Origin of the sequence: Halalkalibacterium halodurans (assembly GCF_004376175.1) — a bacterium.
Taxonomy (GTDB): domain Bacteria; phylum Bacillota; class Bacilli; order Bacillales; family Bacillaceae_D; genus Halalkalibacterium; species Halalkalibacterium halodurans.
This window is the reverse complement of the sequence record NZ_SNUY01000021.1, coordinates 1-15089: the sequence shown is the minus strand read 5'-3', so window position 1 is coordinate 15089 and position 15089 is coordinate 1. Positions and strand designations below refer to the sequence as shown.

Genomic DNA, 15089 nt, shown 5'->3' with positions numbered 1-15089 from the left:
ATTATTCTCCCTCCTTTCGCATATCTATTTTCGTTAAATAGTCACTCATTAATTCATCTAATCGATCAGGTTGGTTCGTTAAATATAGATAGCCGAGCAACGCCTCTAAGCCCGTAGCATAGCGGTACGTATTCACATCGGTATTTTTAGGGATCGTTCCTGACTTCGCATTGCGCCCTCGTTTGGCAATGCTTTCTTCTTGCTCTGTTAACTTGTTCGTCTCCAGCCATTCGTGCATGATCGCCGCTTGTGCTTTAGCCGAGACATAACGGGTTGCCTCACCGTGCAGTCGGTGAGGCCGAACCGTCCCTTTTGCTAACAAATGAAAACGTACATACATGTCAAGAACAGAATCACCCATATAGGCGAGGGCGAGGGCATTAAGCTGACTAAAATCAATGCTTGCTTCGGTTACTTTCATTAAGACCCTCTTTTCCAGCGGACGCCTTGAGGAGTGTCCTCAAGAATAATGCCTTCTGCCTTTAGCTGGTCACGAATGTCATCAGCACGCTGGAAGTTTTTCGCCTTACGCGCCTCGTTTCGTTCCTCAATTAACCGCTCAATCTCTTCGTCCAATAGTTCCTCTTGCCTATTAAGGGTTACCCCTAACACGCCCCCTAATTCATTAAACAAGTCAATGAACGACTGCAAAACTGCCTTGGAGGTTTGCTCTTCTCGCAAATAACGATTCGCTTCCTTCGCTAAATCAAAAAGAACGGCTATCCCATTTGCACTATTGAAGTCATCATCCATCTCTTCTATAAATCGACCACGAAACTCATCAATCCGCTCTAACCATGGCTCTGTCCCACCAAAGTCGGCAGATTCTTGAAGGCGATGCACCAGGCTACTAACTGCTGTTTGCAACCGTTCCAACCCTCTTTTAGCCCCTTCAAGCAATTCATCGCTAAAATTAATTGGGCTTCGGTAATGGGCTGACAACATGAAAAATCGCAAGACTTCTGCCGAATGTTGTCGAATCATTTCGTTGGCCAATACGACATTTCCGAGCGATTTCGACATTTTTTCGTTATCAAGGTTAATAAATCCATTATGGAGCCAATAGTTTGCCATTGGTTTTCCTGTCATGCATTCTGATTGAGCAATTTCATTTTCATGGTGAGGAAATTTTAAATCCTGACCACCTGCATGAATGTCGATCGTATCCCCTAAATATTTTTTCACCATCGCTGAGCATTCTATATGCCATCCTGGTCGCCCCTTCCCCCACGGACTGTCCCAGGAAACCTCCCCTTCTTTTGCTGCTTTCCATAAAACAAAATCCAAAGGGTCTTCTTTTCGCTCATCGACTTCGATTCGAGCACCTGAAAGCAGATCATCAATCGATTGTGCCGATAACTTCCCGTATTCCTTAAATTTCCGTGTGCGAAAATAGACATCCCCACCCTGTTCGTAGGCGTAGCCTTTCTCTTCTAACACTCGAATAAACGAAATAATTTCCGACATCGTTTCCGTCACGCGAGGATGGTGATCAGCCTCAAGAACTCCCAAAGCTGAAGTGTCTTGTTTGTACGCCTCAATAAAGCGATTAGCCACAGCAAAAACATCTTCCCCTAGCTCATTGGCAACGCGAATAATTTTATCGTCTACATCTGTAAAGTTAGAGACGAAAAGTACTTCATACCCGCGATACTTTAAGTATCGGCGTATCATATCATACACGATCGGCGGGCGGGCGTTCCCAATATGAATGTAATTGTAAACCGTCGGCCCACAGACATACATCTTCACTTTTCCCTCTTCTAGAGGAACGAACGGTTCCTTTTTTCTCGTTAAACTATTGAACACTTGAATCGCCATCGTCCCATCTCCTTTTTGATTACAGCTGTTCAAAGGGTTATCCTTCTTTCACGCTATGATTACTTGCGCTTTTCGGCAAGTTGTTTTTTCGCAACTCCTCAATTTCCTTTTGTAATGCTTCCAATTGCTTCTCTAGCTCACGAAATTTATCGGACACAGGGTCGGGAAGGAGGTGATGGTCCAAATCTCGATTGACCTTGATGCCGTCTCGAATAACTACCTTGCCTGGTATTCCGACGACGGTAGAGTTAGGCGGAACTTCATTGAGAACGACAGAGCCAGCCCCAATTCGTGAATTTTTCCCGATCGTAAAGGAACCGAGAACCTTTGCACCTGAAGCAATTAATACATGATCCTCTACCGTTGGATGACGCTTTCCTTTCTCTTTTCCCGTCCCTCCTAAGGTGACCCCTTGATAGATCGTCACATTGTCGCCAATCTCACAGGTTTCACCAATAACAACACCCATTCCGTGGTCAATGAATAACCGTTGACCAATCTTTGCCCCCGGATGAATTTCAATTCCTGTTATGAGGCGACTCACCTGTGAGAGAAAGCGGGCCACAAAGTATAGCTTTTTCCTCCAAAGCCAATGGGCCAACCGATGAGCCCAAATGGCATGAACTCCAGAATACGTGAAGATCACCTCAAGCCGGCTCCGGGCCGCAGGGTCTTGCTCAAACACGACATCAATATCATTTAAAAGCGTTTTGAAGATTCTTTTCATAACTCTCTCCTCCCCTCAGACTCATCCATCTATCTGCAACGAACGACATGAAAAAGAGCGTCCCTGTGCTGCTTGCACAGAGACGCTCTTCACGTGGTCCCACTCTGCTTGAGAAATGGTCGATTTGCCATTTCCCCTCTCAATTCTGCAATAACGGTGCAAGCCGCCTTGACCTACTAATGAAGTATACCTTCCGTTCAATCAAGGGCTCAGAGGTGCATGTTCAGATGGGGTGAACGTAAGCTGCTTTCAGCCGAGACAGCTCTCTCTGTCCGTTACCGTTCATCCTACTTTTCCTCTTCAACGCGCTTTTATTTAGTTTAGTAACGATCGAAGTCTATGTGTGACAATTTCTTTTCCGATTAGTTCAATGGCACTCGGAAGTTCCGGTCCGTGTGTTTGCCCTGTCGTTGCCACGCGAATCGGCATAAATAGTTTTTTCCCTTTTTGACCTGTTGCTTTCTGTGTCGCTTTGATCGCACCTTTAATGCTAACAGCATCCCATGTGTCTAAACCTTCCAACTCTTGAAGGAATCCGCTTAGGACACCTGGCACTTGCTCTTCATTTAAAACTTCCTGTGCTTCATCATTATACTGAATTTCAGTCTTGAAAAACAACTCTGTAAGCTCAACGATTTCTGCTCCGTAATGAAGCTGCTCTTGATAAAGAGAAATAACCGCTTTTGCCCATTCAGCCTGTTCTTCAGAAAGGCTCTCTGGAAGCTTACCTGCTTTCTGTAAATGAGGTAAGGCGAGCGCCACTACATCGTCAAGATCAGCATTTTTAATGTACTGATTGTTCATCCATGCGAGCTTATCTGTGTCAAAGACGGCTGGAGCCTTCGATACTCGCTCTAACGAAAATTGAGCTGCTAGCTCTTCAAGGGAGAAAATCTCTTCCTCACCGACCGGAGACCAACCGAGCAATGCGAGAAAGTTCACAATCGCTTCCGGCATATAACCTAACTCTTTATATTGTTCAACAAACTGAATGATGGATTCATCCCGCTTACTCATTTTTTGCCGGTTCGGATTTAATATGAGAGAAGCATGTGCGAAGGTTGGCACATCCCAACCGAATGCTTCATAAAGCATAACCTGTCTAGGCGTATTGGAAAGGTGCTCCTCCCCGCGAATCACATGGGAAATTTTCATTAGATGGTCATCGACCACAACCGCGAAGTTATACATCGGTACGCCATCTTTACGTGCGATGACAAAGTCGCCAATTCCGTCAGATTCGAAGGAAACCTCTCCGCGAACCGCATCTTGGATTTTAATCACTTGACCTTCTGGTACTCGGAAACGAACAACCGGCTTGATCCCTTTCGCTTCATAGGCGCGGCGCTGCTCCTCCGTTAAATCACGATCCCGACCGCTGTACTTCGGCATCTCGCCTCTTGCAATTTGCGCTTCACGCTCAGCCTCTAGCTCTTCTTCGGTCATGTAACAATAATACGCTTTTCCTTCATTTAACAATTGCTCAATATGTTTCTTATAAATATCCAAACGTTCCATGCTGCTATATGGGCCGTACTCACCGCCAACGTCGATGCTTTCATCCCACTCGACACCAAGCCATTTTAAACTATCAAGTAGCTTTTCCTTCGCTTGCCCAACGTTTCTTGCTTGATCGGTATCTTCAATGCGCAGGACAAACTTGCCCCCTTGATTTTTTGCAAATAAATAATTAAATAAAGCCGAGCGAGCACCACCTATATGTAAATGACCCGTCGGACTTGGGGCAAAACGAACTCTCACTTCACTTGCCATCATTATACACGCTCCGTTTCTCTTTCGTTACAAGGTCTTTATTCTACGACTATTGTACCTAACCCACCACAACGGTCAAGTCTCACTTAACTAACAGGATCACAGCCTGTGAGGCAATCCCTTCCCCACGCCCAGTAAACCCTAACGTTTCCGTCGTGGTCGCTTTCACATTAACCTGAGCTTCCTCTGCCTCTAAAAGCTCGGCAATTCGCGCCCGCATTGCTGGAATGTGAGGAGCCATTTTTGGCTTTTGCGCAATAATCGTACAGTCCACATTCCCTAGTGTATAGCCTTTCTCTTTTACAAGCTCCCATACAGCAGATAAGAGTTTGGCTGAATCTGCATCCTTAAAATGTGGGTCCGTGTCAGGAAAATGCTTACCAATATCTCCCTCACCAATTGCACCTAATGCTGCGTCAGCAATCGTATGAAGCAATACATCAGCATCTGAGTGGCCGAGCAGTCCTTTTTCATATGGAATCTCCACCCCCCCAATAATAAGAGGGCGTCCCTCTGCAAACTGATGTACGTCGAATCCTTGTCCTACTCGTATCATCTATCGTCTCTCCTTTTCCGCTAAAATGGCTTCAGCAAACAATAAATCTTCCGGTGTCGTTAGCTTAAAATTAAAGTAGCTTCCTTGAACGACAGCGACCGAATACCCGAGCCATTCCATCAAGCTAGCATCATCTGTCCCAAGCATTTGTTCGTTTTCCGCCTTTTGATGTGCTTGTTTAATCAATGCTAAGTCAAACGCCTGAGGGGTTTGCACAGCCCATAGCTCTTCCCGCGGCATCGTTTCTAAAACGGCTTCCCCTTCCACACGCTTGATCGTGTCTTTTACCGGAACAGCTAAAACCGCTGCATGGGTCTTAGCTGCTGTCTCCACTAGCGAATGGATTTCTTTTTCTGTAACAAATGGTCGCGCTCCGTCATGTATTAAGACGAGCCCATCCTGTGACAGTGCTTTTAAACCAGCAAAGACGCTCTCTTGTCGCTCTCGCCCTCCAGCCACAATTTTTTTTGCCTTCGAGATCTGGTAACGATTTGCTAGCTCCCCCATCTCCTCGATCTCTTGTTCATTGGCAACAATAACTACATTTGTACACCAATCATCTTGCTCGAAAACAGCCAATGTATGAGCGAGAATCGGCTTGCCGCCTAACTCGATAAATTGTTTATTATGTCCTGCCCTCATCCGCTTTCCTTGACCAGCAGCGGGGATTACAACGGAATACTCCATACGTTCTCCTCCATCACACACACTCTTGCAACGCGCACAAAATCATCCGCTCTATTGTATCATGAACCGATCTGTTTCTGCATAAAATGTTCTATAGAGCGAGCTGCATGGAACGGGAAAATGTCCGAGCTTCCTTCATGACGGAGTCACCAGCTGAGGCTGAAATGGATAAGGGCAAGGGATAAAGAGGAAAACGAAAGAAACGCCTCTCCTTTCATTTAAGGAGAAGCGCCATCTTACTATAAAGCCTTTTCTAACAGCTTGGGTTTGGCAAAAATCATCCGTCCCGCACTCGTTTGCAGCACGCTCGTCACGACGACTTCTACGTGCTTCCCGATATAATCACGGCCACCTTCTACCACGATCATTGTGCCGTCATCTAAGTAGGCAACACCTTGATTCTGCTCTTTCCCATCTTTAATCACTTGGACATTGAGCTCTTCTCCAGGGAGGACGACTGGTTTAACGGCATTCGCTAAATCATTAATGTTTAACACTTGCACTCCCTGCAACTCACAGACTTTGTTTAGGTTAAAGTCATTTGTGACGACCATACCTTCTGTCACTTTCGCTAGCTTCACGAGCTTGCTGTCTACTTCTTGAATATCCTCAAAGTCACCTTCATATATTTCAACATTTATCGGAAGTTCTTTCTGAATCTTATTTAAAATATCGAGTCCTCGTCTGCCACGGTTTCTTTTAAGGACATCAGACGAGTCGGCAATATGCTGTAACTCTTCTAGGACAAAACCAGGGATGACCAAAGTTCCTTCGAGAAAGCCGGTCTTGCATATATCTGCAATACGTCCATCAATAATAACGCTCGTATCAAGAATTTTTAACTTGCTACCTCTGGCTTCGCTCTCTTCCTCATCCTTCTTTTTGCCAAATCCCCGTGTAATCGACATTAAGTGGATTAGCTCATCCCGCTTTTTAAATCCGATCTGAAAGCCAAAATACCCGAGAAAGAAGGTAATAAATATAGGTAAAACCGTGCTCACGACAGGAATGGAGAAATTACCTAAAGGAATCCCTACTAAGAAGGCAACAATAAGGCCAATAATCAATCCCATCGTTCCAAAAAGCACATCGGTGACAGGCGCTTTCACAATCATTTCTTCCGTAACTCGCATTAAATGAACAATATAATCACATAGCCAAAAGGTTAGCAAAAATAAAATGATTGCACCCATGACCGTCCCTACATACGGATTGGTAAGCCATGTGGGATCTTGAATGCTCATCCATGCCATAAGGTCAGGAATAAAAATAAAACCGAGTGTACCACCAACTAAAATAAAAAACAATTGGACTATCCATCTTAACATCCACATCACCTCCTTCTATTATTATAGACAAAAGTTCAGAATTAAAACCTAGCAAACTGTATTTCACATAAAATCCCAAAATTATATAATATTCTTTTATAGAAAGCAATGGAAATTTTCAAATTAAACAACAGGAAATGACAGAATTCTACCGCGAATTAAATATTCCGATCCATAAAAAGCTGTTCTTGAATCCGGCTAAGTCCATCCTTTATTAATTTCGCCCTAGCTTCTCCAATTCCTTCCACTTCATCAAGTTCTTTCAGATCTGCTCGTAGCATATCGTTAATGTTTTCGAACGAGTGGACGAGGTTTCGGACGATCGTAGCTGGAAGGCGCGGAATTTTGTGAAGAATCCGATAGCCCCGAGGCGTTGCTTGTTGCTCCTGTACATTAAACGCTTTATGATAACCGAGAAGTTTCAGAATGTTTGAATCATCAAGTAACTCTTCATTGGAGCATTTCATCATCTGCTCTAGCACGTCTTCAGGATCCACGTCATCCTCTTTTGCGTAATCTTGAATCAAGAGCAGCACTTCTTTTTCTAAATTAGACACAAGTTCATTTAACTGCATCGTGATAAGCCGCCCTTCGCTCCCTAGCTCATTGACGTAATTCAAAATTTCCCCTTTAATGTTTAATACCATATGGATACGCTGCATCACTTGGCTTACTTCGTGGAACGTGACGAGCTCCTCAAACTCAAGCGCCCCTAAATCGGTAATATCTTGATCAAGAACTGATTTATATTTATCTAATGTTTGAATCGCTTGGTTCGCTTTTGTCAATATGACTCCAATATCTCGGAGAGCATAACGAAGATGTCCGTGATACAACGTGATGACGTTTCTTCGTTGTGAAATTGAAATGACTAGATTTCCTGTTTGTTTGGCCACTCGTTCTGCGGTGCGGTGACGAATCCCTGTCTCATTTGAAGAGATAGCATTATCAGGGTTCAACTGTGTATTGGCGTACAAAATTTTCGTTCCATCTTCGTTTAAAATGATCGCTCCATCCATTTTCGCAAGCTCATAGAGGGAAGCAGGGGAGAAGGGACAGTCGAGATAAAAGCCGCCATCGACGATCCCTTTCATGTTTTCGTTATACCCAAGAACGATCAATCCACCAGTTTTTGCCCGCAATACGTTATCGATTCCTGTACGAAGAGCAGTCCCTGGCGCCACCATTTTTAAAATGTTCCTCGCAAACCTTTCCTTCACTTCACTATCCATCCTGCGACTTACCTCCCTAACGTAACCTCTAACGCATCTTGAACAGTCGATACACCTATTACTTCAATCGTAGAAGGAATGGTCCACCCTCCAAGATTCTTATCTGGAATGATGACCCGCTTAAACCCCAGCTTCGCGGCCTCATTCACTCGTTGATCGATTCGCGATACCCTACGAACCTCCCCCGTTAACCCGATTTCACCGATAACAACTTCGTGGGGATTTGTATGTTGATTTCGAAAACTGGACGCAATGCTCACAGCAATTCCCAGATCAATCGCTGGCTCATCCAATCGCACTCCACCAGCCACGTTCACGTAGGCATCTTGATTTTGTAATAGCATGCCGACCCGCTTTTCAAGCACTGCCATTAACAACGAAATTCGATTGTGATCCACCCCTGTCGCCATGCGCCTTGGATTTCCGAAGCTCGTCGGTGAAATGAGCGCTTGCAGCTCTACTAAAACGGGCCTCGTGCCTTCCATCGAGGCAACGACCGTTGAACCTGCCACACCACTGGAGCGATCTTCTAAAAAGATTTCCGAAGGGTTGGCCACTTCCTCTAGCCCTGACTCTTTCATTTCAAAAATCCCCATCTCATTAGTAGAGCCAAATCGATTCTTGACCGCTCGTAAAATTCGATACGTATGGTGCCGCTCCCCTTCAAAGTAAAGAACAGAGTCTACCATGTGCTCAAGTAATTTCGGCCCAGCAATCGCCCCTTGCTTTGTCACGTGACCGACGATAAAAATCGCGATCCCCGTTGTTTTCGCCATTCTCATAAAGGAAGCGGTACACTCTCGTACTTGGGCGACACTTCCTGGAGCAGATGTAATCTCGTCTTGGTAGACCGTCTGAATGGAATCAATGATAACAAGAGTGGGATTAACCTCTCCAATCGCTTGTTCAATCTTTTCCATATCTGTTTCTGCTAATACATACAAGTGGTCAGACAAGACTCCTAGTCGGTCGGAACGGATTTTTGTTTGCTTGACCGATTCCTCTCCTGAAATATAGAGCACTCGTTGCTTCAAATCAGCAAGACGGGCGGATAGTTGTAACAATAACGTTGACTTACCGATCCCAGGATCCCCTCCGACAAGAACGAGTGAGCCTGGAACGATCCCTCCACCAAGTACTCGGTTAAGCTCCTTCATCGATGTATCGATTCGCGGCTCCTGCTCCCGTTCAACTTTCGTAATCGGCTGTGGCTTAGCAATACCCGCTCCAGATGTCACATAACTCCGAGAGGATTTTGCCTTAACTTCTGTAAATTCCTCGACCATGGAGTTCCAGCTTTGACAGCCAGGACATTTCCCCATCCATTTGGCTGACTCATACCCACACTCTTGACACATAAACTTTGTTTTCTTTTTCGCCACTTTCAACCCACCTTCAAACCTGTTACCTTTATTGTACCACTGTCATGCTTTTAGTGGGTTGGCCGATGCTTTCGCTACACTTTACATCCTATTTAAGCCGATTCTAAAATATGATCCCTGCCATTTGGCAAAAAACCATGGGGATATGCTATCCCCATGGTTCATCCTTACAGTGTGGCCCCTTCTTTCGAATGTACGACCAATTCGCCGTTTTCTACATCGATAATGGCCCGCTGTCCTTTTTGAATTGTTCCTTTGAGAAGTTCCTCGGACAAGCGATCTTCCACTTCCCGCTGCAATGCCCGACGTAAAGGACGAGCCCCATACTCAGGATCGTAGCCGAGGTCTGTAATTTTATCTTTAGCAGCCTCTGTTAGTTCGAAGGAAACCCCTTGTTCCTCTAATCGTTTCTTCAACTGGTCAGCCATGAGCGTGATGATTTCACGCACATGTTTTTTCTCCAAAGAATGGAAGACAATAATTTCGTCAATCCGGTTTAAAAACTCTGGACGGAAGCTGTTTTTTAATTCGGTCATGACTTTGTCTTTCATATCCTTGTATTCTGATCCTTCTGAATCCGTCGTAAACCCTAAGAATTTATTTTTGCGGAGGGTGCTTGCACCAACATTGGACGTCATAATCACAGCCGTATTGCGGAAATCTACTGTCCGTCCCTTAGAGTCTGTCAAACGCCCGTCTTCAAGCACTTGTAGCAGAATGTTAAAGACTTCCGGATGTGCTTTTTCAATCTCATCAAGAAGGATGACAGAGTAAGGCTTACGACGGACCTTTTCTGTCAGTTGCCCCCCTTCATCGTGGCCCACATATCCTGGAGGTGACCCAACGAGTCGGCTAGTCGCATGCTTTTCCATGTATTCTGACATGTCGATCCGGATAAAGGCATCCTCATCGCCAAACAATGTTTCAGCGACGGCACGAGCAAGCTCCGTTTTCCCGACCCCTGTTGGTCCGAGGAAAATAAACGATCCAATTGGTCGTTTCGGATCTTTTAACCCTGCGCGGGCGCGACGTACAGCTTTAGAAATGGCTTTAACCGCCTCTTCTTGCCCAATTACACGCTTATGCAAAATCTCCTCCATTTTTAACAGACGTTCCGTTTCCTCTTCTGCCAATTTAGATACTGGAATTCCTGTCCAGCTCGCCACGACTTGGGCAATGTCATCAACAGCCACTTGTGTGTTCTCTTGTCCTTGCTTTTGCTTCCAGTCGTTTTTCATTTGGTCGAGTTCTTCGCGAATTCGCTGCTCAGAATCACGTAAAGAAGCAGCCTTCTCGAATTCTTGACTTTGAACAGCAGCGTCTTTTTCTTTTCGTGTTTCCTCTAGTTTCTGTTCCAATTCCTTTAAGTTAGGAGGGGCTGTATAAGAGCGAAGTCTCACTTTTGATGCTGCCTCGTCTATCAAATCAATCGCCTTATCTGGCAAGAAACGGTCTTGAATGTAACGATCTGATAACTTGACAGCTTCCTCAATCGCCTCATCGGTAATCGTTACACGATGGTGCGCTTCATAACGATCCCGCAAGCCTTTTAAAATTTGAATTGACTCATCGAGAGACGGCTCATTTACTTGAATCGGCTGAAAGCGCCGCTCAAGCGCTGCGTCTTTTTCAATGTATTTTCGGTACTCATCTAGTGTAGTGGCGCCGATGCACTGTAGCTCACCGCGGGCTAATGAAGGCTTTAAAATGTTGGAAGCATCAATGGCACCTTCCGCTCCACCTGCACCGATTAATGTATGCAGCTCATCAATAAACAGAATCACATTCCCCGCTTGGCGAATTTCATCCATTACCTTTTTTAAACGATCTTCAAATTCTCCGCGGTATTTCGTTCCTGCGACAACCGTCCCCATATCGAGCGTCATCACCCGTTTATTTCGGAGTGTTTCCGGTACTTCATTATGAATGATCGCTTGAGCTAATCCTTCGGCAATAGCGGTCTTCCCGACGCCAGGCTCCCCAATGAGAACTGGATTATTTTTTGTTCGGCGACTCAACACTTGGATTACGCGCTCGATTTCTTTCGAGCGGCCGATGACTGGATCAAGCCCTTCCTCGCGAGCAATGGCCGTTAAGTCTCTTGCTAAACTATCAAGTGTTGGCGTATTGGCGTTCGCTGCTCCGCCTCCTTGCTGAGAAGAGCTACTTGTTTCGTTGCTTCCGAGCAACTGTAATACTTGTTGACGCGCTTTGTTCAAGCTCACCCCTAAGTTGTTTAATACCCGGGCAGCAACACCTTCGCCTTCACGAATTAAACCAAGTAAAATATGTTCAGTTCCAACATAGGAATGACCGAGCTTTCTCGCTTCATCCATAGATAGTTCAATGACTTTCTTGGCACGTGGCGTATAATGAATGGTTTTCGCACCATCCTGGCCTTTCCCAATGAGCGTCTCTACTTCTTTTTGTATTTTTTCCGGCCCAAGCCCTAACGCTTGTAGAGCTTTGGCGGCAATTCCTTCGCCTTCACGAATTAATCCAAGCAAAATATGTTCTGTGCCAATGTTGTTATGGCCTAGCCGAATGGCTTCTTCTTGCGCGAGTGCTAACACCTTTTGCGCACGTTCTGTAAAACGACCAAACATCATATCTATCCACCTCCGAAGTTAATTGGATTCGTCTTCTAGTTTGAGTCTTGCCCGAATCAATGCGGCCCGCCTTTCATCACGTTGATCTGCCGTAAGCACAGTGCCCGCATATTGCTGCAAAAACCCTGGTTGAGTTAAAATCATAAGTTCATTCAGGATGTTGCCGGAAACCCCTTTAAGTAAACCTAAATCAATTCCTAACCGAACATCGGAAAGCTTTTGCGTAGCTTCCTTTGATTCAATGATCCGGCTATGAGCCAAGATCCCATAGGAACGGTAGACTCGGTCTTCAAGCTGCAGTCTTGAGCTTTCAAGTAGCCGCTTCCGTGCCGCCCGCTCTTGTTGGATCAGCTGCATAACGACCCCTCGTAAATCCTCAACGATGTCTTCTTCTGATTTTCCTAACGTCATTTGGTTTGAAATTTGAAATAGGTTACCTAATGCTTCGCTACCTTCCCCGTAAATTCCTCTAACAACCAATCCCAGTTGATTAATTGCAGGTAAAATCCGATTAATTTGCTGGGTCATGACAAGGGCCGGTAAGTGCATCATGACGGAAGCCCGAAGCCCAGTTCCAACATTTGTTGGGCAGCTTGTAAGATAACCACGTTTTTCATCAAAGGCATAATCCACTTTCCCTTCGATCCAATCATCAATACCGCTTGCCAACACGAGAGCTTCGCTTAATTGAAATCCGGGAAATAGACATTGGATGCGTAAATGATCCTCTTCATTTATCATAATGCTGATGGACTCGTCTTCACTTAGCATCACCGCACCGTGCTTTGACTCTTCTGCTAGGTGAGGGCTAATTAAATGTTTTTCAACGAGCACCCTTTTTACATTGGGCTTCATATCATCCATGCATAAAAGCTCAAATCGGTTCGTATGATAAGAGCTTTCAGCTAAATGGTGTTTAACATGCTCTACAAGCTGCTTGGACTCTTCGATTGTGGCTAAGAGCGGAAAGCGGAATGACTGGAGATTCCGAGCTAAACGAATTCGACTGCTTAACACAATATCGGAATCGGGGCCATCTTTTTTCATCCACGGGCTAATGGCCTCACTTATAAAACGCTGTAAAGACATAACTACCCTTCCCCCCCACTGACTTTTCGTTCAAGTGAACGGATTTGATCGCGCACAAGGGCAGCTTCTTCAAACTCTTCTCGTTCAATGTGCTGTTTCAATGTTTCTTTTAGTGCACGAATTTGCCGTCTAATCTCTATTCCTCCACCGATTCGCTTCGGTACTTTTCCTCTATGAGCTACATTCCCGCTATGCACCCGCTTAAACACAGGGTCAAGCTTAGGGCTAAAGGTTTGATAGCAGGAAGCACAACCAAAGCGTCCTACTCTTGCAAATTGCTCGTACGTCATCCCACACTTTTCGCATGTAAGAGAACGTTTAATTGTTTGTTGTGCTTGTGGATCTTGCGGTTTAGGTTGTTCAAAGTCGAGTAGTCCAGATAGAAGCTGATGAATGGAAAAGCTATTGGAGCCCGGGAAATGCTCGCCTTTTTCCTTAGCGCATTGCTCACAAATGTGAAACTCTGTCTTTTCACCATTAATGATTTTAGTAAAATGAAGTGTGGCCGGGCGCTGTTGACATTCTTGACATTTCAATCAAACCACCCCTCTCATGTTGGTTTTATCGCTCATCTTTATATTTCAATGTTTCGATCATCGCTTTCAACAGATTGGCCCGTATTTCATCACGATGATTCACCGTCGTATGATAATGAGCCCGATCCATGACACTTAGCATCAGCCGTGTCTCTCGTTTGGAGATTACCCCTTCTTCAAACAGTCGGGAGATGATACCTTCTGCCCCTTGTTGACTAATACCCTTCCCTATTAACTGGGCTAATTGATCAAAGAGCGACAAGTTTTCATGGGGTTTTACTTTCATGATTCGGATGTATCCCCCTCCACCTCTTTTGCTCTCAACAAGATATCCTTTTTCAATGGTAAATCGGGTGCTGATTACATAATTTATTTGTGAAGGGACACATTGAAACTGTTCAGCTAGTTCACTTCGCTTAATTTCGATTAGCTCTTTTTCACTTTGCAATATAATGTTTTTTAAGTACTGCTCAATGATATCTGAGATATTCCTCATCCATAAAAGCCCCCCCTTCTCCCCTTTCTTATGTTACGTTTTTCCAAATAATTTGTTCAATTGGATTGACTTTGACTATCTTTGACCTAATTTTATTATAATCCATATTGTCTCAGTGTCAATGAATTCACATCAGCTAGTATTGCCTTTTTTTCACCGCTTCATTCTCCTAATGCAGAACAATCGTCATCTATGATTCGACTCCATTCGCTTATATTACAAGATTCCCTGAGTTTGTAGCTTCCTTTCTATCTAATGTATTGTTAACACTTCATTTCATCCATTTAGCGTAGCATTAAAAGGTCCCCTGTTGACGTTTGGGGGACTTTGCTTCCATTGGAGTTCTTAGTTTTAGTATGGTTGTTCACATACTAAAAAAGCATAACCCGACTGGATTGTGCTTTCTGCTTGGCAGCGTCCTTGGGCTCCCCCTTTCTCTCCTACGGGGGTCTTCTACCACACCGTTTCGCTCTGTCGTTTCTCACGATGTTTACGAAGAGAATGGGGTCGTCTCGCAGGGGGGACATGACGCTTTTCTTTGTCGCCTTTTTCATGGTGTGACCATCGGCTTTCCTTCGATGACTCTGCTCCTTCGGACCAACGCTCTTCAGCGCCTTTTCTACTTCAGATGACCGGCGAGCTTTTTTGTCAGCTACGCTCGTTCCCTCCTGTCACGTATGTTGGTATACGCTCAGTCCGTCTCTCCCTTGCTTCCGCAAATCTCTTGGTCCTCCTTGTAGAAACAATTTTACTTTTTGGGTTCTTAGTCAAATGTTGGGGTGGCATAGGAGGGCGAGCCCCTCTTATCCTACCCCGAATGTTTGATGTTTGAATTGATGATGCAAGAGAATAC

General features: G+C 44.9%; 13 protein-coding genes and 1 other annotated feature. All 13 genes read right to left on the bottom strand.

Features of this window, described 5'->3' with window-relative positions; genetic code table 11:
- Position 1: 1 nt before the first annotated feature.
- Complete coding sequence (locus E2L07_RS08695) at positions 2-421, bottom strand: Mini-ribonuclease 3 (RefSeq protein WP_134229374.1); 420 nt, start codon at positions 419-421, stop codon at positions 2-4.
- Positions 421-1821, bottom strand: a complete 1401-nt coding sequence (cysS, locus tag E2L07_RS08690; RefSeq protein WP_010896294.1) for a cysteine--tRNA ligase — start codon at positions 1819-1821, stop codon at positions 421-423. The genes E2L07_RS08695 and cysS overlap by 1 nt, the downstream gene beginning before the upstream one ends.
- Before the next feature lie 37 nt (positions 1822-1858).
- On the bottom strand, positions 1859-2539 hold the full coding sequence (gene cysE, locus E2L07_RS08685) for a serine O-acetyltransferase (protein WP_050769003.1): 681 nt from the start codon (positions 2537-2539) through the stop codon (positions 1859-1861).
- 84 nt (positions 2540-2623) lie between these two features.
- Positions 2624-2861, bottom strand: a binding site (T-box leader).
- Positions 2862-2863: 2 nt separating this feature from the next.
- Entirely contained in the window at positions 2864-4321 is a 1458-nt protein-coding gene (gene gltX / locus E2L07_RS08680; RefSeq protein WP_053432313.1) for a glutamate--tRNA ligase, read from the bottom strand.
- 82 nt (positions 4322-4403) lie between these two features.
- Positions 4404-4877, bottom strand: a complete 474-nt coding sequence (gene ispF, locus E2L07_RS08675) for a 2-C-methyl-D-erythritol 2,4-cyclodiphosphate synthase (RefSeq protein WP_053432302.1) — start codon at positions 4875-4877, stop codon at positions 4404-4406.
- The gene (ispD, locus tag E2L07_RS08670) at positions 4878-5564 is read right to left on the bottom strand and encodes a 2-C-methyl-D-erythritol 4-phosphate cytidylyltransferase (protein WP_010896290.1); all 687 of its coding nucleotides are present in this window, start codon (positions 5562-5564) and stop codon (positions 4878-4880) included.
- Between the two features lie 239 nt (positions 5565-5803).
- Positions 5804-6892: a PIN/TRAM domain-containing protein gene (locus tag E2L07_RS08665; protein ID WP_010896289.1), complete on the bottom strand. Its 1089-nt coding sequence runs from the start codon at positions 6890-6892 to the stop codon at positions 5804-5806.
- 158 nt (positions 6893-7050) lie between these two features.
- On the bottom strand, positions 7051-8124 hold the full coding sequence (gene disA, locus E2L07_RS08660; RefSeq protein ID WP_010896288.1) for a DNA integrity scanning diadenylate cyclase DisA: 1074 nt from the start codon (positions 8122-8124) through the stop codon (positions 7051-7053).
- An 8-nt stretch (positions 8125-8132) separates the two neighbouring features.
- On the bottom strand, positions 8133-9506 hold the full coding sequence (radA, locus tag E2L07_RS08655) for a DNA repair protein RadA (RefSeq protein WP_134229373.1): 1374 nt from the start codon (positions 9504-9506) through the stop codon (positions 8133-8135).
- 167 nt (positions 9507-9673) lie between these two features.
- A complete protein-coding gene (gene clpC, locus E2L07_RS08650) occupies positions 9674-12115 on the bottom strand; it encodes an ATP-dependent protease ATP-binding subunit ClpC (protein ID WP_134229372.1) in 2442 nt (813 codons plus the stop codon).
- Between the two features lie 18 nt (positions 12116-12133).
- Positions 12134-13204 (bottom strand): protein-arginine kinase McsB, encoded by a 1071-nt coding sequence (locus tag E2L07_RS08645; RefSeq protein WP_010896285.1) that lies wholly within the window; start codon positions 13202-13204, stop codon positions 12134-12136.
- 2 nt (positions 13205-13206) lie between these two features.
- The gene (locus E2L07_RS08640) at positions 13207-13740 is read right to left on the bottom strand and encodes a protein-arginine kinase activator protein McsA (RefSeq protein ID WP_053432298.1); all 534 of its coding nucleotides are present in this window, start codon (positions 13738-13740) and stop codon (positions 13207-13209) included.
- 25 nt (positions 13741-13765) lie between these two features.
- Positions 13766-14236, bottom strand: coding sequence for a CtsR family transcriptional regulator (locus E2L07_RS08635; RefSeq protein WP_053432297.1), 471 nt, complete (start codon positions 14234-14236; stop codon positions 13766-13768).
- Positions 14237-15089 lie beyond the last annotated feature (853 nt).

Coding starts and splice junctions, on each gene's coding strand:
- clpC (WP_134229372.1), bottom strand. CDS start 12,115: ATGATGTTTGGTCGTTTTACAGAACGTGCGCAAAAGGTGTTAGCACTC.
- cysS (WP_010896294.1), bottom strand. CDS start 1,821: ATGGCGATTCAAGTGTTCAATAGTTTAACGAGAAAAAAGGAACCGTTC.
- E2L07_RS08695 (WP_134229374.1), bottom strand. CDS start 421: ATGAAAGTAACCGAAGCAAGCATTGATTTTAGTCAGCTTAATGCCCTC.
- disA (WP_010896288.1), bottom strand. CDS start 8,124: ATGGATAGTGAAGTGAAGGAAAGGTTTGCGAGGAACATTTTAAAAATG.
- E2L07_RS08645 (WP_010896285.1), bottom strand. CDS start 13,204: ATGTCTTTACAGCGTTTTATAAGTGAGGCCATTAGCCCGTGGATGAAA.
- gltX (WP_053432313.1), bottom strand. CDS start 4,321: ATGGCAAGTGAAGTGAGAGTTCGTTTTGCCCCAAGTCCGACGGGTCAT.
- ispF (WP_053432302.1), bottom strand. CDS start 4,877: ATGATACGAGTAGGACAAGGATTCGACGTACATCAGTTTGCAGAGGGA.
- E2L07_RS08635 (WP_053432297.1), bottom strand. CDS start 14,236: ATGAGGAATATCTCAGATATCATTGAGCAGTACTTAAAAAACATTATA.
- ispD (WP_010896290.1), bottom strand. CDS start 5,564: ATGGAGTATTCCGTTGTAATCCCCGCTGCTGGTCAAGGAAAGCGGATG.
- E2L07_RS08665 (WP_010896289.1), bottom strand. CDS start 6,892: ATGTTAAGATGGATAGTCCAATTGTTTTTTATTTTAGTTGGTGGTACA.